Source organism: Tsukamurella sp. USMM236, assembly GCF_037148755.1.
Taxonomy (GTDB): domain Bacteria; phylum Actinomycetota; class Actinomycetes; order Mycobacteriales; family Mycobacteriaceae; genus Tsukamurella.
Map to the genome: position 1 here is coordinate 261,986 of NZ_JBBCSS010000004.1, position 24,268 is coordinate 286,253.

At 70.5% G+C, this 24,268-nt stretch carries 22 protein-coding genes and 1 pseudogene; 10 read left to right on the forward strand and 13 right to left on the reverse strand.

The features are described from left to right. Positions 1 to 6: 6 nt before the first annotated feature. Positions 7 to 750 (reverse strand): IclR family transcriptional regulator, encoded by a 744-nt coding sequence (locus WFK95_RS15350; protein ID WP_336671177.1) that lies wholly within the window; start codon positions 748 to 750, stop codon positions 7 to 9. Positions 751 to 850: 100 nt separating this feature from the next. On the opposite strand from WFK95_RS15350, the gene WFK95_RS15355 reads away from it, so the two are divergent. From WFK95_RS15355 to WFK95_RS15375, 5 genes and pseudogenes are all read left to right on the forward strand, one after another. Beyond that, positions 851 to 2,188, forward strand: a complete 1,338-nt coding sequence (locus WFK95_RS15355; RefSeq protein WP_336671178.1) for an SLC13 family permease — start codon at positions 851 to 853, stop codon at positions 2,186 to 2,188. Then, positions 2,185 to 3,588: pseudogene (locus WFK95_RS15360) on the forward strand (acyl-CoA synthetase); the annotation flags it as partial. The gene WFK95_RS15355 and the pseudogene WFK95_RS15360, both read left to right, overlap by 4 nt. Positions 3,589 to 4,307: 719 nt before the next feature. Next, positions 4,308 to 4,697 (forward strand): PaaI family thioesterase, encoded by a 390-nt coding sequence (locus WFK95_RS15365; RefSeq protein ID WP_224647284.1) that lies wholly within the window; start codon positions 4,308 to 4,310, stop codon positions 4,695 to 4,697. Positions 4,698 to 4,828: 131 nt separating this feature from the next. Next, positions 4,829 to 5,194, forward strand: a complete 366-nt coding sequence (locus WFK95_RS15370; protein WP_336671179.1) for a VOC family protein — start codon at positions 4,829 to 4,831, stop codon at positions 5,192 to 5,194. Between the two features lie 65 nt (positions 5,195 to 5,259). Beyond that, on the forward strand, positions 5,260 to 5,475 hold the full coding sequence (locus WFK95_RS15375; protein ID WP_224647287.1) for a dodecin: 216 nt from the start codon (positions 5,260 to 5,262) through the stop codon (positions 5,473 to 5,475). A gap of 26 nt (positions 5,476 to 5,501) precedes the next feature. Here WFK95_RS15375 and WFK95_RS15380 read toward each other — a convergent pair whose 3' ends face one another. After that, entirely contained in the window at positions 5,502 to 5,945 is a 444-nt protein-coding gene (locus WFK95_RS15380) for an SRPBCC domain-containing protein (RefSeq protein ID WP_336671180.1), read from the reverse strand. A 128-nt stretch (positions 5,946 to 6,073) separates the two neighbouring features. Between WFK95_RS15380 and WFK95_RS15385 the strand changes: the two genes are divergently transcribed. Both WFK95_RS15385 and WFK95_RS15390 read left to right on the forward strand, forming a co-directional pair. Continuing rightward, positions 6,074 to 7,699, forward strand: coding sequence for an MDR family MFS transporter (locus tag WFK95_RS15385; RefSeq protein WP_336671181.1), 1,626 nt, complete (start codon positions 6,074 to 6,076; stop codon positions 7,697 to 7,699). Between the two features lie 50 nt (positions 7,700 to 7,749). After that, the gene (locus WFK95_RS15390) at positions 7,750 to 8,322 is read left to right on the forward strand and encodes an META domain-containing protein (protein ID WP_224647290.1); all 573 of its coding nucleotides are present in this window, start codon (positions 7,750 to 7,752) and stop codon (positions 8,320 to 8,322) included. Here the strand turns inward: WFK95_RS15390 and WFK95_RS15395 are convergent, their stop codons facing one another. After that, positions 8,323 to 10,089: a glycerol-3-phosphate dehydrogenase/oxidase gene (locus WFK95_RS15395; protein ID WP_336671182.1), complete on the reverse strand. Its 1,767-nt coding sequence runs from the start codon at positions 10,087 to 10,089 to the stop codon at positions 8,323 to 8,325. A gap of 75 nt (positions 10,090 to 10,164) precedes the next feature. On the opposite strand from WFK95_RS15395, the gene glpK reads away from it, so the two are divergent. Together glpK and WFK95_RS15405 are read left to right on the forward strand one after the other, a co-directional pair. Next, on the forward strand, positions 10,165 to 11,724 hold the full coding sequence (gene glpK, locus WFK95_RS15400) for a glycerol kinase GlpK (protein WP_336671183.1): 1,560 nt from the start codon (positions 10,165 to 10,167) through the stop codon (positions 11,722 to 11,724). Positions 11,725 to 11,792: 68 nt separating this feature from the next. After that, on the forward strand, positions 11,793 to 12,950 hold the full coding sequence (locus tag WFK95_RS15405; RefSeq protein ID WP_336671184.1) for an aminotransferase-like domain-containing protein: 1,158 nt from the start codon (positions 11,793 to 11,795) through the stop codon (positions 12,948 to 12,950). Between the two features lie 13 nt (positions 12,951 to 12,963). Here WFK95_RS15405 and eno read toward each other — a convergent pair whose 3' ends face one another. The 5 genes from eno to WFK95_RS15430 form a co-directional block, all read right to left on the reverse strand. After that, on the reverse strand, positions 12,964 to 14,250 hold the full coding sequence (eno, locus tag WFK95_RS15410) for a phosphopyruvate hydratase (protein WP_443081552.1): 1,287 nt from the start codon (positions 14,248 to 14,250) through the stop codon (positions 12,964 to 12,966). Then, positions 14,247 to 15,266 carry a type I glyceraldehyde-3-phosphate dehydrogenase gene (gap, locus tag WFK95_RS15415; RefSeq protein ID WP_336671185.1) on the reverse strand — a complete coding sequence of 340 codons (1,020 nt, stop codon included), beginning with the start codon at positions 15,264 to 15,266 and terminating at the stop codon, positions 14,247 to 14,249. The genes eno and gap overlap by 4 nt, the downstream gene beginning before the upstream one ends. 81 nt (positions 15,267 to 15,347) lie before the next feature. Beyond that, entirely contained in the window at positions 15,348 to 16,376 is a 1,029-nt protein-coding gene (gene fbaA / locus WFK95_RS15420) for a class II fructose-bisphosphate aldolase (RefSeq protein WP_336671186.1), read from the reverse strand. 56 nt (positions 16,377 to 16,432) lie between these two features. Beyond that, entirely contained in the window at positions 16,433 to 17,863 is a 1,431-nt protein-coding gene (gene pyk / locus WFK95_RS15425; protein WP_336671187.1) for a pyruvate kinase, read from the reverse strand. Between the two features lie 56 nt (positions 17,864 to 17,919). Next, positions 17,920 to 18,873 carry a sugar-binding transcriptional regulator gene (locus WFK95_RS15430; protein ID WP_336671188.1) on the reverse strand — a complete coding sequence of 318 codons (954 nt, stop codon included), beginning with the start codon at positions 18,871 to 18,873 and terminating at the stop codon, positions 17,920 to 17,922. 184 nt (positions 18,874 to 19,057) lie between these two features. Here WFK95_RS15430 and WFK95_RS15435 point away from each other — a divergent pair, with 184 nt between their 5' ends. Then, a complete protein-coding gene (locus WFK95_RS15435; RefSeq protein ID WP_336671189.1) occupies positions 19,058 to 20,089 on the forward strand; it encodes an ATP-dependent 6-phosphofructokinase in 1,032 nt (343 codons plus the stop codon). Between the two features lie 27 nt (positions 20,090 to 20,116). Here WFK95_RS15435 and WFK95_RS15440 read toward each other — a convergent pair whose 3' ends face one another. The 5 genes from WFK95_RS15440 to WFK95_RS15460 all read right to left on the reverse strand — a co-directional run bounded on the left by WFK95_RS15440 (position 20,117) and on the right by WFK95_RS15460 (position 24,266). Then, positions 20,117 to 20,893 carry an aspartate/glutamate racemase family protein gene (locus WFK95_RS15440; RefSeq protein WP_224649138.1) on the reverse strand — a complete coding sequence of 259 codons (777 nt, stop codon included), beginning with the start codon at positions 20,891 to 20,893 and terminating at the stop codon, positions 20,117 to 20,119. A gap of 92 nt (positions 20,894 to 20,985) precedes the next feature. Continuing rightward, positions 20,986 to 22,086 (reverse strand): galactokinase, encoded by a 1,101-nt coding sequence (locus WFK95_RS15445; RefSeq protein ID WP_224649135.1) that lies wholly within the window; start codon positions 22,084 to 22,086, stop codon positions 20,986 to 20,988. Then, entirely contained in the window at positions 22,083 to 23,183 is a 1,101-nt protein-coding gene (gene galT / locus WFK95_RS15450) for a galactose-1-phosphate uridylyltransferase (RefSeq protein ID WP_336671190.1), read from the reverse strand. Before galT ends, WFK95_RS15445 begins: the two co-directional genes overlap by 4 nt. Further along, on the reverse strand, positions 23,180 to 23,980 hold the full coding sequence (locus WFK95_RS15455; protein ID WP_443081553.1) for a DeoR/GlpR family DNA-binding transcription regulator: 801 nt from the start codon (positions 23,978 to 23,980) through the stop codon (positions 23,180 to 23,182). The genes galT and WFK95_RS15455 overlap by 4 nt, the downstream gene beginning before the upstream one ends. Continuing rightward, the gene (locus WFK95_RS15460; RefSeq protein WP_336671192.1) at positions 23,967 to 24,266 is read right to left on the reverse strand and encodes a hypothetical protein; all 300 of its coding nucleotides are present in this window, start codon (positions 24,264 to 24,266) and stop codon (positions 23,967 to 23,969) included. The genes WFK95_RS15455 and WFK95_RS15460 overlap by 14 nt, the downstream gene beginning before the upstream one ends. Between the last annotated feature and the right edge of the window lie 2 nt (positions 24,267 to 24,268).

Genomic DNA, 24,268 nt, shown 5'->3' on the forward strand with positions numbered 1-24,268 from the left:
CGGGAGTCACTGCAGGAGAAGGCCGATCCGCGCGGCGGCGCCGGCGACCTGAGGCCCGAGCTCGTCGAAGCGGTCCTGGACCAGCCGGCTGCTCGGCCCGGACACCGAGATCGCACCGACCGGGGACCCGCCGTGGTCGAGGATCGGCGCGCCGATCGAGCTGATCCCCACGGACAGCCCGCCGACGTTCGTCGAATAGCCCCGCTCCGCCACCGCCGCGAGGACCTCGCGGAGCCGGCCCGGGTCCGTGATCGAATCCGGCGTGGACGCCACCAGCGGTCCGGCGAGGTACTCGTCGATGGTCTCCGCCGTACACGCGGACAGGTAGGCGAGCCCGGTCGCGCTGGCGTGCAACGAGATCCGTTCTCCGAGCGGCAGGAAGGCGCGCAGCGGGTGCGAGGTGTCCAGGCGCTCGATGAGCACCAGCGAATCGCCGTCCGGTGCGCACAGGTGGACGGTCTCCGTCGTCGCGAGCTGCAGCTCGTTCATGGTGGAGATCGCCACGTCGCGCAGCCCACGCCCGACGCCGGCGCGGCCGCAGACCGCGATGGCGCGATAGGTCATCTGCCACCGCGGCGGACTGCCCTCGGTGGGCGCCAGCCACCCCACCTCCTGGAGCGTCAGCAGGCACCGCTGGGTCGTGCTCTTGGGGAGCTCCACCGCGCGGGCGAGTTCGGAGAGCCCCACGGGCTGCATCCGCGCCACCGCCTCGAGCACCTTGAACGCCGAGACCACACTGTTCGTCGCCATTCCCTTGCCCCGCTCCTCGGTCGTGACCTACATTACATCCCGCTGGTCCATACAGTAGTCCATTGTGCCACACAGTGGACCGATAGGAAAAGAGGTCCCCGTGTCAGCACAACTGATAGCGCTGGGAGTGTTCGTCGCGATCTTCGCCCTGTCCGCCGCCCGGAACGTGAACATCGGGATCGTCATGTTCCCGGCCGCGTGCGGCGTCGGGCTCTGGGTCGCGGACATGGCGCTCAAGGACGTCGTCGCGGGGTTCCCCCTGTCCATCCTGGTGCTGCTCGTCGGGGTGACCTACTTCTTCGGCGTCGCGCACGCGAACGGCACCGTCGACTGGCTCATCGAGTCCTCACTCGCCCGGGTCGGCGGGCGGGACAAGCTCTTCCCGGTCGTCTTCTTCGTCCTCACCGCCGCGCTCTCGGCGATGGGCGCCCCGCTCGGCGGCCTGGTGATGGCGCCGATGGGCATGAGCATCGCGCACCGCCGGAACATCGATCCGATGCTCATGGCGCTCGCCATGGGCGCCGGCCTGAGCGCGGGCGCCTTCGCGCCCACCAGTCTGTTCGGCATCATCACCTGGGGCACCGCCGACGCCGCGGGCATCCCGCTGAGCCCGCTCCTACTGTTCGGCGTCGCGGTCGCCGTGAACCTGGTGCTCGTCGCCGTCGCCTACGCCCTCTTCGGACGCTCACGCGCGGAGCGCCGCACGCCCGCCTTCGCGGAGGCCATGGTCGCCCGCGGCGCCGCGCTCTCCGAATCCGGCCAGACCACCCTCGCCGTCGACGAGGGTCCGGCCGCCGAGCCGGCGCGCCCCGGCCGGCCGACACCGATCCAGCTCCTCACCGTGGTCGCCATGGCCGGCCTCGTAGGTACTGTCATCGCGCTCTCGGTCAGCGGCCTCGAGCCCGACATCGGCGTCCTCGGCTTCGCCCTCGGCGCCGTCCTCGCCCTCGTCGATCCCGTCGCGGGCAAGCAGGCCATGACCCGGATCGACTGGGGCTCCGTCCTCCTCGTCGGCGGCATCATCACCTTCGTCGGCGTCCTCACCCGGCTCGGCGTGGTCGACCTGCTCGGCAAGCAGGCCGTCCACCTCGGCTCCCCGCTCGTCGCGGCCCTCCTGCTCTGCGCCGCCGCCGGCCTGATCTCGGCGTTCGCCTCGACCACGGGCATGCTGGCCGCCCTGGTCCCCCTCGCGCTCCCGCTCATCGCCGACGGCGGCATCCCGGGCTGGGCCCTGATCTGCGCGATCGGCGTGTGCTCGTCGATCGTCGACGTCTCGCCCTTCTCCACCGTCGGCGCGACCTACGTCGCCACCACCGTCGACGAGGCCGAACGGCCGCGCATGACGCGGCTGCTCACCCGCTGGGGCCTGTCCATGGTCGTCGCGGGCCCGATCGTCCTCACGCTCGTCCTCATCGTCCCAGGAATGGTGTTCTCATGACTGCTCTGCTCGCCGCCCTCCTCGATCGCACCCGTGCCGACGATCCGCGGGCGGTCACCGTCGACGGCCACAGCGTCTCCCGCGCCGAACTGCGTGCGTCAGCCCTGTCCTTCGCCGCATCCCTGGACACCCGCGGCCCCGTCGCGATCTGCGCGACGCCGACCCTGGAGACCGTCGTCGCCGTCACCGGCTGCCTCCTAGCCGGCATCACCGCGGTACCGGTCCCGCCCGACGCCGGTTCGGCCGAGATCGCCCACATCCTCGCGGATTCCGCGGCGACCGCCTGGGTCGGCGAGCCGCGCGAGCACGTGGACCTGCCCGTCCATCAGGTCGTCCCGGACACGGGATCCGTTCCGGCGCAGGAGGCGGAGCCGGACGACGACGCTGTCGCGATGATCCTCTACACCTCCGGCACCACGGGCGCCCCGAAGGGCGTGCTGCTCAGTCGTGCGGCGATCGCGGCCGGCATCGACGCGCTCGCGGAGGCGTGGGACTGGACCGACCGCGACACCGTCGCCCACGGGCTGCCCCTGTTCCACACCCACGGGCTCATCCTCGGGATCCTCGGCTCGCTGCACATCGGGTCCCGCGTGGTGCACACCGGGAAGGCCGTGCCCGAGCGGTACGCCGCGACACCGGCCACGATGTACTTCGGCGTCCCCACCGTGTGGGGGCGGATCGCCGCGGACGAGGCGTCCGCCCGCGCACTCGCCGACGCGCGGCTGCTCGTGTCCGGCAGCGCCCCGCTCCCTCTGCCCGTCTTCGAGCGGCTGCGCGCACTCACCGGCCACGCGCCGATCGAGCGGTACGGCATGACCGAGACGATGATCACGCTGAGCACCCGCGCCGACGGCGAGCGCCGCCCCGGGTGGGTGGGCTCCGCCGTCGACGGCGTCGACACCCGGCTCCGCGGAGAGGACGGCGCGGAGGTGCCGGCCGACGGCGAGAGCGTCGGACGACTCGAAGTCCGCGGCCCCATGCTGTTCGCGGGCTACCTGGGCCGGCCGGACGCGACCGCCGCGTCGTGGACCGAGGACGGCTGGTTCATCACCGGCGACGTCGCCGTCAAGGACGGGGCCGGGTTCCACCGCATCGTCGGGCGGGAGTCCGTCGACCTCATCAAGTCCGGTGGCTACCGGATCGGTGCGGGCGAGATCGAGACCTCACTCCTCGCCCGGCCGGAGGTCCGCGAGGTCGCCGTCGTGGGCGTGCCGGACGCCGACCTCGGGCAGCGGATCGTCGCGTACGTGGCCGCGACACCCGGGAGCGACGCGGACGCCGAGGCGCTCGTCGCGCACGTCGCCGGCGAGCTGTCCTGGCACAAGCGTCCGCGCGAGATCCGCTTCGTCGACGCACTGCCGCGCAACGCGATGGGCAAGGTGCAGAAGGCCGCCCTGATCCGCGGCGACGGGCCCGCCGCCGACGCCGCCGGGCACACTGGGGCCATGGACCCGCTCCCCGTCGACCTGCCGTCCGGCGCCGATCATCGCGCCGCGGAGGCCGCCTTCGCGGCCGCGGGCTGGGAGCGGTGCGGGGCCGGGGACTGGGCCGTCGCGCTGGCCTCGCCCGATGGTGCCCTCGTCGCGCGGATCAGCCCGTTCGACCCCGTCGGGCCGTACAGCGCGACGCTGTACCGGGAGGCGGCCGGCACCGGGCAGGTTCCCGTGTTGCACGCGCACCGCCGGCTGGCGGGAGGCGGCGACCTGCAGGTGATGGAGCGGCTCGCCGAGGCCCCGCAGGGCGCGGCGGAGGCCTTCCATCGGTCCATCGCGGCCGGGACGGAGGAGGTCGCCGAGCTGGCGGCCGTCGTGGGCCGGGTCCACGAGAACGCGCTCCGAGACCTGCCGTGGTGCGGGCCGCTCGACACCAACCCGTCGAACGTCATGCTCCGCGCGGACGGCAGCCCCGTCCTCATCGACCCGTACTACGCCGACGGCCCGGACCTGTTCGCGACGGCGGGACGCGACCCCGACCTGTTCGTCACCCGGATCCCGGAGGACCAACGGCGCTTCCTCACCGAGATCCCCCTCGCCGCGTCCGGCCCCTGGCCCGAGGCCGAGCGAGAGGCGATGCGCGCCGCGCTCGCGGCGGCCGATGCCCGATCGGAGAAGATGGACCGATGAGCACCCCGCAACAGCCCGTCGACCGCTACGCGCAGTTCCTCGGGATCGAGGTCACCGGGCACGGCGGTGGCCGGGCGGTGTCGACGGTGACCGTCACCGAGGACCACCTCAACCCGCACGACACCACGCACGGCGCCTTCGTCTTCGCCCTCGTGGGCACGGCCGTCGCCGCGGCGGCGAACGACGACGAGCACACCGGCGTCGCCAGCGCGATCCACATCGACTACCTGCGTCCCACCCGCCTCGGCGACGCCCTGCGCGCCGAGGCGAGCGTCGGCGAGCGGCTCCCCAAGGAGGACATCTTCGTCATCCGGGTCACCGACCCGGAGGAGCAGGTGATCGCCCGCGCCACCGCCCGGTTCACCCGGCGCGTCCGCGCGAGATAGCCCGCCCTACAGGGGCTCCGATCGAGGGCGGGGCGGCCCCCTGGGCGTTCCTGGCGAATTCGGGACAGGAACTGTCCCGATGGTGCGGTCGACTGGAGCGGTACGACAGTCACCGACCCGAGGAGCGCTCCGTGCCCGCACCCAACCTGTTCCTGACCTACGTCCGCGACGCAACGGCCGCGACGACCTTCTACAGCGACCTGTTCGAGATCGAACCGAGCTTCATCACCCCCCACTACGTGGCTTTCGACGTCGCTCCCGGCGTCCTGTTCGCGGTGTGGACGGGAGGCGGCGAGCACGTGGCCCCGGCCACCCCGCGCACGAGCGAGGTCGGACTGATGGTGCCGGGACCGGCGTCCGCGGTGGACGAGATCTTCACGAAGTGGGTCGCGAAGGGGGTCCGCGTCGTGGAGGAGCCGCACGACGCGGTCTTCGGCCGCACGTTCGTGGTCACGGACCCCGACGGCAACCTCATCCGGGTCTCCCCGGTGGACTGAGCCGGACGCTAGCGACCTCGCCGTTCCGCCACCCCGGCACCGCGGGAAGCGGAGTATGGGGAGGTATGACGAACAACGTGTACCGAGTCATCGAAGTCGTCGGCACCTCCACCGAGGGGTACGACGCGGCCGTGGCGAACGCGGTCGGCCGCGCCTCGCAGACGATGCGGAACCTGGAGTGGTTCGAGGTGGTGTCCACCCGCGGACACATCGAGAACGGCGCCGTCGCGCACACCCAGGTGACGCTGAAGATCGGCTTCCGGATGGACGACACCGCCTGACCCCGTGCGGGTCAGGCGGTCGGCGGTCACCGAGCCAGCTTCTCCGCCTGCCGTACGAGTCCGTCGACGTTGCCGTCGAAGCCGCGGCGCAGGTGCGCGCCGAGGAGTGCGCTCACGACGGGTGAGAGCGGACCGTCGAGCTGGAAGTGCGAGGTGTAGCGCGACCGGCCGTCGCCGAGGTCGACGATGTCCTGCTCGCGGATGCTGCGCAACAGCCCGGCGGGGGCGGGCTTCATGGCGTACGCGAAGCCGCGGCCCTCGTCGACGGAGACGATGAACTCCTTCTGCGTCATCACCTTCGGCGGCCGGAGCGCCACCCGCATGGTGATGGCGCCGCCGGGCCGGAGGTCGCAGGCCGCCTCGACGGCGAAGGGGTTCCACTGCCCGTAGGCGTCGAAGTCGGTGAGCGCCTGCCAGACGAGCGCCGGAGGGGCGGCGATCTCGCGGGTGTGATCGATGGTGAAGGGCATGCCACCAACCTAGAACATGTTCCACCCGCTGCGAGCTGAGTCACAGGTAATGAGGTGGCGGAATATCTTCGCCGAAGTTACAGTTGCACCCTGCACGTTATTGCTTAGAGCTTTGAAGGAAGGTCCCGATGTCCGAGATCACGGCGGAAGCCGAACCACAGGCCTCGGCCCCCATGACGCACCGGGAGATCCTCGAGGTCATGGCGGGCCTGCTCGCCGCACTGTTCACCGCACTGCTGAGCACCACGGTCGTCTCGACCGCGCTGCCGAAGATCATCTCCGACCTGGGCGCCTCCACGACGGCGTTCTCCTGGGTCATCACCGCGGCGCTGCTGGCCAACGCGGCCTCCACCCCGATCTGGGGCAAGCTGGCCGACCTGTTCAACAAGAAGGTCCTGGTCCAGGCCGCGATCGTCATCTTCGTCGCCGGCTCGGTCCTCGCCGGCGCCACCCCGAACATCGAGGTCCTGCTGGTCGCCCGCGTGATCCAGGGCATCGGCATGGGCGGCCTCACGGCGCTCGTCGTCGCCATCATGGGCAGCATCATCCCGCCGCGCGAGCGCGGCCGGTACTCCGGCTACATGGGCGCCGTCATGGCGGTCTCGATGGCCGGCGGCCCCATCCTGGGCGGCATCATCACCGATCACATCGGCTGGCGCTGGTGCTTCTACATCAGCGTCCCGGTCGCGGTGGCCGCATTGATCCTCATCCAGCGCACCCTGCACCTGCCGACGAAGCGCAACGACCAGGTCTCCATCGACTGGCTCGGTGCCACTCTGCTCACCGCCGGTGTCTCCGTGCTGCTCATCTGGGTCTCGTTCGCCGGCAAGAACTACGGCTGGCTGTCGGTGTCGACCGTCGTGTACCTCGTCGGCGGATTCGGGCTGCTCGCGGCCACCGTGTTCGTGGAATCGCGGGCGAAAGAGCCGATCATCCCGCTGAAGATCATCACGGAGAAGACCACGGGTCTCGCGATCATCGCCTCGATCGCCGTGGGCGTGGGCATGTTCGGCGCCATGTCCTTCCTGGGCCTGTACTTCCAGAGCTCGCGCGGCTACAGCCCAACAATGGCCGGCATCCTCACCATCCCGATGGTGCTCGGCATGCTGATCTCGTCCGTCGCCTCCGGCCAGCTGATCACCCGCACCGGCCAGTGGAAGCGGTACGTCGTGGGCGGCGCCGTCATCCTGGTCATCGGTTTCGCGCTGCTCAGCACCATCGATCACCTGACGCCCATCTGGCAGGTGCAGGCGTACATCGCCGTCATGGGCTTCGGCATCGGCGCGCTGATGCAGAACCTGGTGCTCGCCGTGCAGAACACCGTGAGCGTGCAGAACATCGGCGCAGCGTCCAGTTCGGTCGCCTTCTTCCGGACCTTCGGCGGCGCGATCGGCGTCTCCGCGCTCGGCGCGGTCCTCACCGCCCGCGTCACGGACCTGGTCAAGGAGGGCGTCGTCGCGAACCACGTCCGCGATCCGCACAGCCCGCTCATCCGGGAGATCACCAATGCCGCGTTCGGCGACGCGACCGGACGCATCTTCCTGGTCTCGACGGCGTGCGCGATCGTCACTTTGATCGCGGTCGCGTTGCTGCCCAACAAGCCGCTGCGCACCACGATCGACATGGAGTCCGGCGCGGATGCCGCGCCGGCCGACGAGACCGGCCCGAACGCCCCGACCTGCGCGGACGCCGTCACCGGCGCCCCGACGGAGGCCGCCGACAGGCCTCGGGTAGGGATCTCCAAGACCAACTGAGGTGTAACTGAAGGTGCGCAAGGGGCGAGTGAGACGGCATAATCGCAGGCATGATGCGTAAGTCCGCCTCCCTCGCCCTTCCGCTGCTCGCGGGCGCCGCGGTCCTGACGGCCGGCTGCGCCGCCTCCGCGGGCGCCGACCCGGCCACCTCGACGTCCGCCGCCCCGTCCGCATCGGCGGCCGCGTCGAAGCCCGCCCTCGTGGGCTCGCAGTGGCGCCTGAAGTCCGATCCGACGGCCTGGTTCTGGGTCCGCGGCTCGAACATCACGGGCAACGACTCCTGCAACTCGCTCACCGGCACGGCCACATCGCTGGCCACCGCGGACCGCGTCGACTTCGGTGCCGGCCTCGCGGCCACGCAGCGCTACTGCACGGACCCCAAGGGCACGCAGACGGCGATCAGCGAGGCCCTCAAGGGCGAACGCATCTGGTCGCGCAACGGCACCGAGCTGGTGCTCACCGACCCCGACAACAACCGGGCGTGGACCTTCGTCCTGACCCCCGCGGGCGCCTCGTCGAGCGCGGCGGCCGCGCCGTCGAGCCCCACCCCGTCGAACCCCGCCGCGGCGGTCTCCACCGCGGCGACCCCGGCACCGTCGGCCGCGGTCACCCCCGCGCGCTGATCAGCGCTTGATCGCCCGCGCGACCGCGTCGGGCACCGGCACGGGCTCGAGGATCTCGCCCCGCGCCTCGGGCGCGGCGGCGCGCAGCGCGTCGGCCGTCTCGTCGTCGGGCATGTTCTGCGATTCGAGCTCGGCGGCCACGCGCGCGCCGTAGTTCTCGAGCTCTCGCTCGACGTCCGCGGCCGACCAGCCCAGGACGGGGGCGATGAGCTCGGCGACCTCGGCGGCGGCCTCGAGCCCGCGGTCCGGGTACTCGATGGAGATACGGGTCCGTCGGGCCAGCACGTCCTCGAGGTGCAGCGCTCCCTCGGCCTTCGCCGCGTACAGCGCCTCCACGCGGAGGTACTGCGGGGCCCCGGCCAGGGGCTCCAGCAGGCCGCGGTCGCTCTCGGCGAGGGCGAGCACGTCGCCGATCAGCGAGCCGTACCGGTTGAGCAGGTGCGTCACGCGGTGCGGGTGCACGTCGTGCTCGCGCGCGATCGACGTGGTCTGGTTGGTGAGGGCGTAGTAGCCGTCGGCGCCGAGCAGCGGCACCTTCTCCGTGCAGGACGCGGGGATCTTGTGCGGCAGGTAGGCCTCCGCGGCGTCGACGGCGTCGGATCCCATGACCCGGTAGGTCGTGTACTTGCCGCCAGCGATGGTCACGAGGCCGGGCGCGATGGCAGCCACAGCGTGCTCACGCGACAGCTTCGACGTCTCGTCCGACTCCCCCGCCAGCAACGGGCGCAGGCCGGCGTAGACGCCGGTGATGTCCTCGCGCGTCAGCTCGGTGATGAGCACCTTGTTGACGTGGTCGAGGATGTAGTCGATGTCCGTCGCCGTGGCCGCGGGGTGCGCCAGGTCGAGGTTCCAGTCGGTGTCGGTGGTGCCGATGATCCAGTGGATGCCCCACGGGATCACGAACAGGACGCTCTTCTCGGTGCGCAGGATCAGCGCCACGTCGCTGACGATGCGGTCGCGCGGCACCAGGATGTGCACGCCCTTGCTCGCACGGACGCGGAAGCGCCCCTTCTGGTGCGAGAGGGCCTGCAGCTCGTCGGTCCACACGCCGGTGGCGTTGATGACCACCGTCGAGCGGACCTCGGTGGTGGCGCCGGTCTCGCTGTCGCGGACCACCACGCCGGAGACCCGGTCGGCCTCGCGGAGGAAGTCGACGACCTGCGTCGACGTGCGGACGACGGCGCCGTAGTGCGCGGCGGTCCGGGCGACGGTCATGGTGTGCCGGGCGTCGTCGACGACGGTGTCGTAGTAGCGGATGCCGCCGACCAGCGCGCCGCGCTTGAGGCCGGGCGCGAGCCGCAGGGCCCCGGCGCGGGTGAGGTGCTTCTGCGCGGGCACCGACTTGGCGCCGCCCATGGTGTCGTAGAGGAACATGCCGGCGGCCATGTAGGGGCGCTCGAAGACGCGCTTGGTGAGCGGCGCGAGGAAGGGCAGCGGCTTGACCAGGTGCGGCGCCAGCGTCGAGAGGGAGAGCTCGCGCTCGTGCAGGGCCTCGCGGACCAGGCCGAACTCCAGCTGCTCCAGGTAGCGGAGCCCGCCGTGGAACATCTTCGAGCTGCGGGAACTGGTGCCCGACGCGAAGTCGCGGGCCTCCACCAGCGCCACCTTAAGACCGCGCGTGGCCGCGTCCAGGGCCGAGCCGACGCCGACGATGCCGCCGCCGATCACGACGACGTCGAACTCCTCCGAGCCCAGCCGGTCCCAGGCCTGCGCCCGGTACTCCGGCGACAGCAGCGGCGCGGCGGTCGCGACACCCGCGGACGCCATTCCGGAAGTCCCCGGAGTCGTGGCGGTTTCAGGGTTGGCAGCGTTCATCAGTGATCACCATGTCAGTATTCGGTCGTGGCTCTTTCATCGCGCGACCCGCAGTTCGTCGCCGCAATCGATCAGGGCACCAGCTCGACGCGGTGCATCATCTTCGATCGGCACGGGACCATCGTGGCCTCCGAACAACGGGAACACGACCAGATCTTCCCACGCGGCGGCTGGGTGGAGCACGACGCCACGCAGATATGGGTGAACACGCGACTGGTGTGCGCGGAGGCCCTCGCGGCGTCCGACCTCACCGCCACCGACATCGCAGCCGTCGGGATCACCAACCAGCGCGAGACCGTCGTGGTCTGGGACCGCGCCACCGGCGCACCGATCCACAACGCCATCGTCTGGCAGGACACCCGCACCGACGCGCTGTGCGAGGAGCTCGCCGCCGTCGGCCTCGACGAGCCCGACCGCGACCGGTTCAAGGCCTCGTGCGGCCTGCCGCTCTCCACCTACTTCTCGGGACCCAAGATCGCCTGGATCCTCGACCACGTCGACGGTGCGCGCGAGCGAGCCGAACGCGGGGAGCTGTGCGCCGGGACCATCGACTCGTGGCTGGTGTGGAACCTGACCACGGACGACGACTTCGGCACCGGCATGGAGCGCAGCGACACCGCCCGCCCGCTGCACGTCACCGACATCACCAACGCCTCGCGGACGATGCTGATGAACCTGGCGGACGGCGCCTGGGACCCGGCGACCTGCGCGGCGATGGGGATCCCCATGGCGATGCTCCCCGAGATCCGTTCCAGCGCCGAGGTCTACGGCACCGTCCGCGAGCGCGGCGTCTTCGGCGGCGTGCCGATCGCCGGGATCCTGGGCGACCAGCAGGCCGCGATGTTCGGCCAGGCCGCGCTCGACGAGGGCTCGGCCAAGAACACCTACGGCACCGGCAACTTCCTGCTCCTCAACACGGGCGAGCGACCGATCTTCAGCGAGCACGGCCTCCTCACGACGGTCTGCTACAAGCTCGGCGACGAGGCCACTGTGTACGCGCTCGAGGGGTCCGTCGCGGTGAGCGGCTCGCTGGTGCAGTGGCTGCGCGACAACCTCGGCATCATCTCCGCGGCGCCCGAGATCGAGGAGCTCGCCACCGGCGTCCCCGACAACGGCGGGGTCTACGTGGTGCCGGCCTTCTCCGGCCTGTTCGCGCCGCGCTGGCGGCCGGACGCCCGCGGGGTGATCGTGGGCCTGACCCGCTTCTCCGACAAGCGGCACATCGCGCGGGCCGCCCTGGAGGCGACCGCGTACCAGTCGCGCGAGGTGATCGAGGCGATGAACGGCGACAGCGGGATCCCGCTCACCGAGCTGCGGGTCGACGGCGGCATGGTCGTCAACGACACGCTGATGCAGTTCCAGGCCGACGTGCTGAACGTGCCCGTGATCCGGCCGCGGATCATCGAGACCACCGCGCTCGGCGCCGCCTACGCGGCCGGCTACGCCACGGGCGTGTGGACGCTCGACGAGATCCGCACCAACTGGGCGGAGGACGCGCGGTGGCTGCCGACGATGCCCGCCGACGAGCGCGAGCACCTGTTCAGCGAGTGGAACCGCGCGGTGGAGCGCACGCTGAACTGGGCCTGACCTGCGAGTGTTCATATACTGAGATATCTATCTCGACAACTGGGAGGGGTTGTTGAGAGAGTGCTCGCATGTCCGAGGAAACCGGTTCCCAGTCCGTCCGGGCCGTGCGCGGCTCGGCGATCCGCGATCTGCTCGCCGTGACCGAACGTCCCGGGGTCATCTCCCTCGCCGGCGGCCTGCCGGCGGCGGACCTGCTGCCCGCCGCACGGGTGGCCCGCGCGGCGGAGTCCGCGTTGCGCTCGCCGTCGGCGCTGCAGTACGGCCTCACCACCGGCGCCCCCGCACTCCGGGACGTGGTCCACGCCCGCGAGTCGGCCGCGCTCGGACGCGACGCGGGCGCCGTGGTCGTCACGCACGGCTCACAGCAGGCGCTCTCCCTCCTGGCCCAGGCGCTGCTCGACCCCGGCGACGCGGTGATCGTCGAGGACCCCGGCTACATCGGCGCGCTGCAGGCCTTCGACACCACCCGCGCGCGCGTCATCGGCGTGCCGATGGACGCCGACGGGATGCGCGTCGACGAGCTGCGCCCGCTGCTGGAGCGCGAGCGGGTCCGGGTCGTGCACACCGTCTCGAACTTCCACAACCCCGGCGGCGCCACCCTCTCCGAGGAACGGCGGCGCGAACTCGCCCGCCTCGCCGACGAATTCGGCTTCTGGATCATCGAGGACGACCCGTACGGAGGGCTGCGCTTCGCAGGAACGACGGTGCCGCCCGTCGCCGCCTTCTCGGACCGGGTGCTGCGCCTGTCGAGCGCGTCGAAGATCGTCGCGCCGTCGCTGCGCGTGGGCTGGATGCACGGCGACGCTTCCGTTCTCGCCCTCGTGGAGCGGCTCAAACAGGGCGCCGACCTGTGCGGCTCGAGCCTCACCCAGGCGATCGCGGCGGAACTGCTCGCGGACACCGCCTGGCTCGATTCGCACGTCGCCGGCATCCGGGAGGTCTACGCCGAGCGGGCGCTGGCCCTGCACGCCGCACTCGTCGACGCCTTCGGCGACCGGCTGCGCCTGACCACGCCCGAGGGCGGAATGTTCCTCTGGGGCGAGTTCACCGACGGCACACCGACATCCCGGGCCCTCACTGCGGCCGTGGACGCCGGCGTCGCCTACGTCCCCGGCTCCGCCTTCGCGGTGCAGCGCGACCTCGATCACGCCCTGCGCCTGTGCTTCACGACCGGATCGCCGGACGATCTCCGCGAGGCCGTCCGGCGACTGTCGACGGTGCTGTGATCGGGCAGGCCAGTCAAGCGCCGTAGCGGGGGAAGGCGATGTCGCCGGCGTACCGTGCGGCGTCGCCCAGCTCCTCCTCGATGCGCAGCAGCTGGTTGTACTTCGCGACCCGCTCGCTGCGGGCCGGGGCACCGGTCTTGATCTGCCCCGACCCCACCGCCACGGCCAGGTCGGCGATGGTGGTGTCCTCCGTCTCCCCCGAGCGATGACTCATCATGCTCTTGTAGCCGTTGTTGTGCGCCAACGCCACCGCATCCAGCGTCTCCGTCAGCGTGCCGATCTGATTGACCTTCACCAACAGCGCGTTCGCGGCGCCCCGGGCGATACCGTCCTCCAGCCGCTCGGGGTTGGTGACGAACAGATCGTCGCCGACGAGCTGGATCTTGTCGCCGATCGCATCCGTCAGGTCGACCCACCCCTCCCAGTCGTCCTCCGACAGCGGATCCTCGATGGACACCAGCGGGAACTCACCGATCAGCTCGGCGTAGAACTCACCCATCTGCGCCGCGGTGAGCACCTTGCCCTCGAACTTGTAGCCCTCCGGGCTGTAGAACTCCGTCGCCGCCACATCCAGCGCCAACGCCACATCGGAGCCGAGCTTAAGGCCCGTCTTCGCGACGGCCTCCGAGATCAGCTCCAACGCCTCCCGAGTGCCCGCGACCGACGGGGCGAAACCACCCTCGTCGCCGAGGCCGGTGTTCAGCCCCTTGCTCTTGAGCACCGACTTCAGCGAGTGGTACACCTCGGTACCCCAGCGCAGCGACTCCCGATACGTCTCCGCACCGATCGGCGCGACCATGAACTCCTGCACATCCACACCGCTGTCCGCATGCGCGCCGCCGTTGAGAATGTTCATCATCGGCACCGGCAGGATGTGCGCGTTCGGGCCACCGAGATACCGGAACAGCGGCAGCGCCGCCGACTCGGCGGCGGCCTTCGCCGCCGCCAGCGACACACCCAGCAGGGCGTTCGCACCCAGACGGCTCTTGTCCGGGGTACCGTCCAGATCCAGCAGGGTCTGATCGATGATCCGCTGCTCATCGGCGGGGATGCCGATCACCTCGGGCGCGATGACATCCAGCACGCCCTCGACGGCCTTCGTGACGCCTTTGCCGCCGTACCGCTCGCCACCATCCCGCAGCTCCACGGCCTCGTGCTCACCGGTCGACGCACCCGACGGCACCGCCGCACGAGCGAAGCTGCCATCGGCCAGCACGATCTCCACCTCCACCGTGGGGTTACCACGGGAATCGAGGATCTCGCGGGCACCTACCTGGACGATCTCTCCGGCGGTCGTCACAGCGACTTCCCCACCAGGCCGGTGAGATCCACGAGGCGGTTGCTGTAGCCCCATTCGTTGTCGTACCAGGAGACGACCTTGGCCTGGTTGTCGATCACCTTGGTGAGGCCGGCGTCGAAGAGCGAGCTGTGCGGGTCGGTGACGATGTCGGAGGAGACGATCGGGGCGTCGTAGTACTTGAGGATGCCCTTGAGCTTCCCCTCGGCCGCGGACTTGAGGGCGGCGTTGATCTCGTCGGCGGTGGCGCGCTTGCCCAGCTCGACGGTGAGGTCGGTGACCGAGCCGGTGGGGATCGGCACGCGGAGCGCGTAGCCGTCGAGCTTGCCCTTGAGCTCGGGGAGGACGAGGCCGATGGCCTTGGCGGCGCCGGTGGAGGTGGGCACGATGTTGATCGCGGCGGCGCGGGCGCGGCGCGGGTCCTTGTGCGGGCCGTCCTGCAGGTTCTGGTCCTGCGTGTAGGCGTGGACTGTGGTCATCAGGCCGCTGACGATGCCGAACTCGTCGTTGACGACCTTCGCGAGCGGGCCGAGGCAGTTCGTGGTGCAGGAGGCGTTGGAGATGATGTTCTGGCTGCCGTCGTACTTGTCGTCGTTGACGCCCATCACGATGGTGATGTCCTCGCCCGAGGCGGGTGCGGAGATGACCACCTTCTTGGCGCCGGAATCGAGGTGGCCCTGCGCCTTGTCGCGGGCGGTGAAGATGCCCGTCGACTCGACGACCACATCGACGCCGAGGTCGCCCCACGGCAGCGCCGACGGCCCCTCGCGGACCTCGAGCGCCTTGATCACCTGATCGCCCACGCGGATGGAATCGCCGTCCGCGACCACGTCCGCGTCGAGGCGGCCGAGGATGGAGTCGAACTTGAGCAGGTGCGCCAACATGGCGTTATCGGTGAGGTCGTTGACCGCGACGATCTCGATGTCGGTGGCGCCGCCGAGCGCCTTCTGGGCGGCGACGGCCCGGAAGAAGTTGCGGCCGATCCGGCCGAATCCGTTGATGCCTACGCGAATCGTCATGGGTTGTTCCTTTCAGATGTGTCCGTTCGCGGTGTCTCCGCGTCGTCGGACGGGATGAGTCTGGGATGCAGCCGGTTTCGGCTAGTTCGTGCTGATGGACTTGCCGGCGGAGTGCAGGTCGTTGCACGCCTCGACGACCCGCTCGGCCATCGACGTCTCCGCCTTCTTCAGGTAGGAGCGGGGGTCGTAGACCTTCTTGTTGCCGACCTCACCGTCGATCTTGAGCACCCCGTCGTAGTTCGACAGCATGTGCCCCGCCACCGGCCGGGTGAACGCGTACTGCGTATCGGTGTCGACGTTCATCTTCACCACGCCATAGGACAGCGAGTCCTCGATCTCCGACTTCAGCGACCCCGAACCGCCGTGGAACACGAAATCGAAGGGCTTGCTCCCCGCCGGCAGGCCCAGCTTCGCCGACGCCACCGCCTGACCGTCCCGCAGCACCTCCGGCCGCAGCTTCACATTCCCCGGCTTGTACACGCCGTGGACGTTGCCGAACGTCGCCGCCAGCAGATACCCCTCCGCGCCCAGCGCATCGACGGTCTTCGCGAAATCCTCATCCGAGGTGAACAGCTTGTCGTTGATCTCGTTCTCGACACCGTCCTCCTCACCACCGACCACGCCGATCTCGATCTCCAGGATGATCTTCGCCGCCTTCGCCTTGGCGAGCAGCTCCTGGGCGATCTGCAGGTTCTCCTCCAGCGGCACCGCCGAGCCGTCCCACATGTGAGACTGGAACAACGGGTTCTGCCCCGCATCGACGCGCTCCTGCGAGATGGCGAGCAGCGGCCGCACATAGCTGTCGAGCTTGTCCTTCGGGCAGTGATCGGTGTGCAGGGCGACGGTCACGTCGTACTGCGCCGCCACCACATGCGCGAACTCCGCCAACGCGACCGCACCGACCACCATGTCCTTGACGCCCAGGCCGGAACCGAACTCGGCGCCGCCGGTGGAGAACTGGACGATCCCGTCACTGCCCGCATCGGCGAAGCCCTTGATCGCCGCGTTGATCGTCTCGCTCGACGTGCAATTGATCGCCGGATAGGCGTAACCGCCCTCACGGGCGCGGTCCAGCATCTCCCGGTAGGCCTCGGGGGTGGCGATAGGCATGGTCGTGTCCTTCTGTAGCTGAGTAAAAGTCGTGGGAGTGGCGGGGATTCAGGCGCTCAGTGGTCGTCTTCGCCGATGCGGTGCACGTGGATCAGGTTGGTCGAGCCGACGGTCCCGGGAGGCGCACCGGCGACGATCACGACTTGATCGCCCGTGGAGTAGCCACCGATGCCTTCCAATGAGTGGTCGACCTGCCGAATCATCGCGTCGGTGCTGTCCACACCGTCCACGAGGAAGGTCTCGGTGCCCCAGGACAGGGCGAGCCGGCTGCGGACCTCCGGCAGCGGCGTGAACGCGAGCAGCGGCAGGCGGGTGTGCAGCCGGGCCAGGCGGCGCACCGTGTCACCCGACTGGGTGAACGCCACCAACGCCTTGGCGTTGAGCCGCTCCCCGATGTCGCGGGCCGCGTAGGAGAGGATGCCCGGCTTGGTGCGCGGTACATGATTGAGCGGCGGGACGGACGGCGCACCGTCCTCCACGTCCTCGACGGCGCAGACGATCTTGGCCATGGTCCGGACGGTCTCGATCGGGTACTTGCCCACCGACACCTCACCGGAGAGCATCACCGCATCCGCACCGTCGAGCACCGCGTTCGCCACATCCGAGGCCTCCGCCCGGGTCGGACGGCTGTTCTCGATCATCGACTCCAGCATCTGCGTCGCCACGATCACCGGCTTCGCGTTCTCCCGCGCGATCTGAATCGCCCGCTTCTGCACCAGCGGCACCTCCTCCAGCGGCAACTCCACACCCAGATCACCACGGGCGACCATCACCGCATCGAACGCCAGAATCACCGCCTCCAGGTTCTCGATGGCCTCCGGCTTCTCCAGCTTCGCGATCACCGGAATCCGGCGACCCACGCGGTCCATCACCGCGTGCACCCGCTCGATATCCGCCGGAGCCCGCACGAACGACAAGGCGATGAAATCCACCCCCAGCTCGAGCGCGAACTCCAGATCCTCGATGTCCTTCTCCGACAGCGCCGGAACCGAGACGTTCATCCCCGGCAGCGAGACGCCCTTGTTGTTCGAGACCGGGCCGCCCTCGGTGACCTCACACACCACGTCGTTGCCGTCGACCGAGGTGACCTTCAGGCCGACCTTGCCGTCATCGACCAGCAGCCGATCGCCCGGGCGGGCGTCCTGCGCCAACTCCTTGTAGGTGGTGGAGACCCGATCATGCGTACCGACCACATCCTCGACGGTGATCCGCACCGTCTCACCCGTCTCCCACACCGTCCGGCCGTCACCGGCGAACCGGCCCAGCCGGATCTTCGGGCCCTGCAGATCCGCGAGGATCCCGACCGCACGACCGGTCTTATCCGAAGCCGCACGGACCCGCTCGTAGTTCACGCCGTGATCGGCGTGCTCACCGTGGCTGAAATTCAGGCGCGCAACGTCCATGCCCTCCTCGACGAGAGCAAGAACCTTCTCATCGGTTCCGACAGCGGGGCCCAGGGTGCAGACGATCTTGGTTCGACGAGTCACAGGACGGAACGTATGCACCCCGGATCGGGGTGACAACCGTCACGCCCATATGGGCATCAGGCGCGATCCGCCGATTCGGCCGGCGCCACGCGCAGCAGCGAGATGGCGGTCTCGCGGTCGGTGACCAGCGACGTGACGACCCCGCTGATGAGGCTCGCGCGGATGGCCTCCACCTTCTGGTGTCCGCCGGCGATGGCGATGACCTCGTCGACCGCGCTCAGCTCGCGGTACGAGATGGCGAGCGTGCGCCCGCTGTAGTTCGTGCGCACCGGGCGCCCCGCGGCGTCGAACTGAATGGCGCAGAGCTCGGCCGCGACGCTGAGCGAATCCAGTTCCGCCCGGCCCTGATCCGACAGCATGGCGTACACCTGGGATCCCGTGAGATCGAGGCTGCCGACCGCGACCACGGCCACGGTGATCCGCTTCCACAGGCCCATCGCGGTGGCGACGCCGGGCTGGCGGGCGAGGGCCGCCTTCATCCGCTGGTCCGACATGATCAGCGGTGCGTAGATGGGGTACTGGGGGCCGCGGGAGACCGAGGTCAGCTGGCGCACCAGGTCGACCGAGCTGGCCTGCACGTCGCCCACCACGCCGGACATCTGGACGATCGTGCACGGCGGCAGGTCGCGGACGTGCTGCGCCATCGCGTCCAGGGTGCGCCCCCAGCCGACGCCGAGCACGTCCGACTCGGTCACGACCTCGCTGAGCAGGTCCGCAGCGACCCGTCCGAGGCCGTGCCGCAGGCCGTCGAAGTCGGTGAACGAGCCGGTGGCGACCAGCGCACGTCGCAACCCGTACGCGCGGCGCAGCCGCTCCGAGAGGTCCGCGTCGACCGCGGCATCGGTGTTGATCTCGATGCGGACCAGGCCCGATTCGAGGCACGCGTCCAGGATCCTGGCCACTTTGTACCGGGACAGCCCGTACTCGGCGCCGATCTCCATCTTCGACTTCCCGTCGAAGTAGAACCGTCGCGCGATGGCGGCGGCCTGGACGACTTCGGCCGGCCCCATGGACCCCATCGGTGCCTCCTGAACAACGTCGTGGGCGGGACCTCCGCCACCCTCAGCGTAGATCGTCCGGCTGCCGGTGTGCGCCCATATGGGCGCGGTCGTTGTCGAAACGTTCCGATCCGCGTCTGATGAGTCGAGTACGACGACGGCCGGACGGCCTCGTTCCCACGACGAAGGGGAAGAAGTGCGCATCGGAGTGTTGACCGGTGGTGGTGACTGCCCGGGCCTGAACGCGGTGATCCGCGCGGTGGTCCGCACGAGCGACTCCCGCTACGGATCCGCCGTCGTCGGATTCCAGGACGGCTGGCGCGGCCTCCTCGAAGACCGCCGGATCCACCTGTCCAACGACGACCGCAACGACCGGTTGTTGACCAAGGGCGGCACCATGCTCGGCACCGCCCGCACCCACCCCGACGTCCTCAAAGCCGGCCTCGACCGCATCAAGGCCACCCTCGACGACAACGGCATCGACGTCCTCATCCCCATCGGCGGCGAAGGCACCCTCACCGCCGCGTCGTGGCTCGCCGACGAAGGCGTCCCCGTCGTCGGAGTCCCGAAGACCATCGACAACGACATCGACTGCACCGACGTCACCTTCGGCTTCGACACCGCCCTGACCATCGCCACCGACGCCATCGACCGCCTGCACTCCACCGCGGAATCACACCAACGCGTCATGCTGGTCGAGGTCATGGGCCGCCACGCCGGGTGGATCGCCCTCAACTCCGGCCTCGCCTCCGGCGCCCACGCCGTCCTCATCCCCGAAGCGCCCTTCGACGTCGAAGAACTGTGCACCATGATCAAACGCCGCTTCCAACGCGGCCACGCCAGCTTCATCGTCGTCGTCGCCGAAGGCGCCAAACCCGCCGACGGCACCATGGAACTGCGGGTCGGCGGCACCGACGAATTCGGCCACGAACGGTTCACCGGCGTCGCCCACCAACTCGGCGTCGAGATCGAAAAACGCATCAACAAAGAAGTCCGCACCACCGTCCTCGGCCACGTCCAACGCGGCGGCACCCCCACCCCCGCCGACCGGGTCCTCGCCACCCGCTACGGCGTCAACGCCGCCGACGCCGCCCACGCCGGCAAAACCGGACAGATGGTCTCGTTGCGGGGCACCCAGATCGGCCTCGTCCCCCTCGCCGAAGCAGTCAAACAACTCAAACGCGTCCCCCGCGACCGCTACGACGACGCCGCCGAATTCTTCGGCTGAACCGATCCTCCGGCGGCACCGCCGGACTCAGCCCACGGCCTTGAGCGCGCTGGAGACCGCGGCGTTGACGGCGACGACCAGCGGCACGTCGAACTGCGGCTGCAGCCGCAGGGCGGACGGCGACAGCGGCCCGCCGCCCATGATCACCGCACGGGCACCGTCCTGATCCACCGACTGCCGTACGGCCTCGCGCAGCGCCACGTCGAGGGCGTCCGGCGACTTCACGAGCTCCGTCGCATCGCCGGGGGTGACGCGGACGCCGCGGTACTGCGCCAGGAGCCCGAGCTCGGCCGCCTTCTGCCGGAAGGACTCCACCAGTGCAGGATCCGACGTCACGGTCGCGATGCCGAAGGCGCGGCCGCCCCGACCCGCCTCCCGGAAGGCCTCGGTGCCGATCCCGAAGACGGGGACCGAGACCGCCGCGTCCAGGTCGGCGAGCCCGGGGTCGCTGAACGCCGAGACGATGATCGCGGCGACGCCCGGCTCCTTCGCCGCGGCGACGCCGCGCTCGACCACGCCCCGCGCCGCCGTCGCCATGTCCTGCTGCGTGGTCAGCAGCGCCGGGGCCCCGTCGTTGGTGACCCCGACGATCCTCGCGGCGCCGCGCGCGTGCTCCGTCGCGAGCTCGACCATCGAGGCGGTCGCGCTCGCGCTGGAGTTCGGATTGATGAGCACGATCGTCCTGGTCGGCGCGGGTGCCGCCGACGAGCTCGGCATCGCGCCGTCGCCGCCGCTCCCGCAGCCCGTGACAGCCAGCGTCACCGCGAGGATCCCCGCCGCGAACGCACCGTTCCGCACCGCCATGCCGCACCTCTTCCCGCCGGCGTCGCGCCGAGCATCAAATTCCGTTATGCGGAATGTACGCTCCGGATCGCGGCGAGTCCGACGAACGCGCGTTACCGTCGCGATCGCACATCCGGAAGGAGATGCGCACCGCGCCCCGGACGGACAGCCGTGACGATGGGGACGGGGTGACCCGCCCCCGCGATTCTCGACGGCAATGCGTCTGCGATCCGTTCGGCCGCGGCCGCGGGCGCCAGGGCGATGACGGTGCCGCCGAAGCCGCCGCCCGTCATCCGGGCGCCGTACGCCCCGAGCTCGACCGCGGTGTCGGCGATGAGGTCGATCGCGGGGACGGTGATCGCGAAGTCGTCGCGCATCGACGACTGCGAGGCGGTCATCAGCGCGCCGAAGGCGGCATGGTCCGCGCGCCGTAGCGCGGCCGCGGCGTCGAGCACGCGTCGGTTCTCGGTGAGCACGTGCCGGGCGCAGCGACGGGTCTCCCTGTCCTCCAGCGACTTCCAGGCGTCCTCCGCGGCATCGCGTAGGGCAGCGACACCGAGCCGCGCTGCGGCGGCCTCACACGCCTCGCGCCGTCGCCGGTACTCCCCCGCCGCGTGCTGATGCGGCGTGCGGGAGTCGATGGCGAGCAACACGTCGTGGTCGAGGCGCAGGGGAACGGGATCCACGGCCAGCGTGCGGAAGTCGAGCAGCAGGGCGGTGTCCTCCGCACCGTACATGCTGCTCATCTGGTCGAGCAGGCCGGTGGGCGCGCCCACGTAGTCGTTCTCGGCACGCTGCGCGAGCCGGGCCACGACGGTGCGGTCCATCGCATCCGCCCCGGCGGCCACGACCAGCGCCGGCAGCACGGCGCACTCGAGGGCCGCGGAGGACGAGAGTCCCGCCCCCACCGGCACGTCCGAACGAAGCCGGAGCGTGCCGGCGGGGACGTCGACGCCGTGCTCGCGGAGCGCCCACACGCACCCCGCGACGTACCCGGCCCAGCCCCGCACCCCGCCCGGGCGGGTGTCCAGCGGGACCGCGACGGCGCCGTCCTCCTGGGCGGAGGTGACGTCGATCGTGGAACCGCCCGAAGCCGGATCGAACTCGGCCACCGTCCCGACCTGCAGCGCGATGGGCAGCGCGAAGCCGTCGTTGTAGTCCGTGTGCTCCCCGATCAGGTTCACCCGCCCGGGGGCGTACGCGCGCACCGTCATCCGATCACCCGGCGCAGCTCGTCGGCGATGGCCTCCGGCGTCTTGTCCGTGACGAAGGCATCGCGGCCGGACTCCGAGCCCGCCAGGTACTTGAGCTTGTCCGCGCTGCGGCGGATGGAGAACAGCTCGGCGTGCAGGTAGCCCTCGGCGGAATCGGATCGGTACTGGTGCCACGAGGCGATGTACGGCAGGGGCGCGTCGTAGAGCGCGTCGAAGGCGCGGAGCAGCACCAGGTAGACCGCGGCCAGGTCGTCGGCCTCGGCGTCGGTGAGATCGGACAGGTTGCGCACGTGCCGATTCGGGTAGACGTGCGCCTCGACCGGCCATTTCGCGGCGTAGGGCACGAAGGCGGTCACGTATTCGGTGCGGACGAGGATCCGGGTTCCGTCGGCGATCTCGTCGGCGAGCACCCCTTCGAAGAGGTCGGCGCCGTGGTCGGCCCGGTACTGTGCGGCGGTGCGCAGCAACGCGGCGGTCCGGCGGGTGCGGAAGGGATAGCCGTAGATCTGGCCGTGCGGGTGCGTGAGCGTCACGCCGATCTCCTCGCCGCGGTTCTCGAAGCAGTACACCTCCTCGATGTCGCTGCGCGCCAGCAGTTCCGCGGTGCGGTGACTCCACGCGTCGATCACCAGCCGTGCCCGCCGCTGCGAGAGGCCGGCGAAGGAACCGTCGTGATCGCTGGTGAAGCAGACCACCTCGCACCGGCCCAGCCCCGGCCACTCCGCTCGCAGCAGGTCCACCTCCGCCGGCTGGTCCGCCGCGTAGCCGTCGGGCGCAGAGAGGGAGGGGAAGCGGTTCTCGAAGACCACCACCTCGTAGTCCGCCGCGGGGATCTCGCTCGACAGCCCCGTGGGATCGGGGTCGAGCGGACACATGGCCCGCGGCGGCTTATACGTGCGCTCCTGCCTGGCCGGCGCGATGATGACGTTGTCGCCGGTCGTCGGGTCGCGGCGCACGGTGGTCACAGGCACCGTCGGGCGTGCGGGCAGGTCCCGTCGGTCCACACCGATCGACGGCGCACCGTCGGACGAGAAGAAGAGGATCTCGCGGCCGTCGGCGAGCCGGGACGTGGTCGGCGCGACGATCTCGCGGGTCACGGGGCACCTCCGGGTGCAACGGTGAGCGGAACGACCGCGGCCAGGGCCTCCCGCGCGGTGCGGCCCAGGCCGTCGTCCACGATCAGCGCGTCCGCGTCGGAGAACCGCGCGAAAAGGTGTGCGCCGATCTCGCCGTACTTGGTGCGGTCGGCGAGGAGCACGGTGGACCGAGCGCTGCCGATGAGGCGCCGGTTCGTCTCGGCCTCACCGATGTTGGGCGAGGTGAACCCGGCGACGGGATCGATGCCGTGGCAGCCCAGGAAGGCGAGGTCGCAGCGCACGCGCTCGAGCATCGCGTTCGCGACGGGCCCCACCAGGGCGTCCGACGGTGTGCGCTGCCCTCCGGTCAACTGCACGTCCGCCGCCCCCGTCGGGTCCGCGCCGGCATCGTCGGGATCGGTGAGCACGTGGAAGATCGAGATCGAATTGGTCACCACCGCGACCCGGCGGCCCCGCAGCAGGCGGGCGAGTTCCAGGGTGGTCGTGCCGGCGCCGACCGCCACCGTCATCCCGTCCTCGACGAGACCGGCGGCGGCGGCCGCGATGGCGCGCTTCTCCGCGGTGTCGCGCACCGCCTTCTGCGCGGAACGGGGTTCCACGCCCCGTCCGACCCCGGCGCTCTGGAGCACCGCCCCACCGTGCACCTTGGCGAGCTCGCCGGCCTCGTCGAGCCGGTCGAGGTCGCGACGGATGGTCATCTCGGAGACGCCGAGCTCGGCCGCGAGGTCGATCACCCGGACGGAGCCGCGAGCGGCCGCCGCCTCGAGGATCATCCGACGTCGGTCAGCTGCTAGCACGTTTGACGCCCATCACTGCCCACGCCTCGAAGACGACGGCGACGAGGACGAGGGCACCGCCCACCCACAGGTTCCCGGCGCTGCCCGCCGCCATGTCGACGCGATCGGGGGTGTGCTCGAACTCGCGGGCCCCCAGCTCGGCGAACGACGGCACGAGGCCGGCGATCAGGAGCAGGACGCCGTAGATCCCGAGCAGGGCGGCGATGACGGTGCGGATGTCGGACAGGAGCGCCAGCTTCGTGGACTTCTTCGCCGGGTCGGATGCGGTTCCGTTGTCGGTGGTCATGG

Excerpts from the sequence above, each read along its gene's own strand:
- WFK95_RS15350 (WP_336671177.1), bottom strand. The coding sequence starts at position 750 with ATGGCGACGAACAGTGTGGTCTCGGCGTTCAAGGTGCTCGAGGCGGTG.
- WFK95_RS15365 (WP_224647284.1), top strand. The coding sequence starts at position 4,308 with ATGAGCACCCCGCAACAGCCCGTCGACCGCTACGCGCAGTTCCTCGGG.
- WFK95_RS15375 (WP_224647287.1), top strand. The coding sequence starts at position 5,260 with ATGACGAACAACGTGTACCGAGTCATCGAAGTCGTCGGCACCTCCACC.
- WFK95_RS15380 (WP_336671180.1), bottom strand. The coding sequence starts at position 5,945 with ATGCCCTTCACCATCGATCACACCCGCGAGATCGCCGCCCCTCCGGCG.
- WFK95_RS15385 (WP_336671181.1), top strand. The coding sequence starts at position 6,074 with ATGTCCGAGATCACGGCGGAAGCCGAACCACAGGCCTCGGCCCCCATG.
- WFK95_RS15390 (WP_224647290.1), top strand. The coding sequence starts at position 7,750 with ATGATGCGTAAGTCCGCCTCCCTCGCCCTTCCGCTGCTCGCGGGCGCC.
- WFK95_RS15395 (WP_336671182.1), bottom strand. The coding sequence starts at position 10,089 with ATGGCGTCCGCGGGTGTCGCGACCGCCGCGCCGCTGCTGTCGCCGGAG.
- WFK95_RS15405 (WP_336671184.1), top strand. The coding sequence starts at position 11,793 with ATGTCCGAGGAAACCGGTTCCCAGTCCGTCCGGGCCGTGCGCGGCTCG.
- gap (WP_336671185.1), bottom strand. The coding sequence starts at position 15,266 with ATGACGATTCGCGTAGGCATCAACGGATTCGGCCGGATCGGCCGCAAC.
- fbaA (WP_336671186.1), bottom strand. The coding sequence starts at position 16,376 with ATGCCTATCGCCACCCCCGAGGCCTACCGGGAGATGCTGGACCGCGCC.
- WFK95_RS15430 (WP_336671188.1), bottom strand. The coding sequence starts at position 18,873 with ATGGGGCCGGCCGAAGTCGTCCAGGCCGCCGCCATCGCGCGACGGTTC.
- WFK95_RS15440 (WP_224649138.1), bottom strand. The coding sequence starts at position 20,893 with ATGGCGGTGCGGAACGGTGCGTTCGCGGCGGGGATCCTCGCGGTGACG.
- WFK95_RS15445 (WP_224649135.1), bottom strand. The coding sequence starts at position 22,086 with ATGACGGTGCGCGCGTACGCCCCCGGGCGGGTGAACCTGATCGGGGAG.
- WFK95_RS15460 (WP_336671192.1), bottom strand. The coding sequence starts at position 24,266 with ATGACCACCGACAACGGAACCGCATCCGACCCGGCGAAGAAGTCCACG.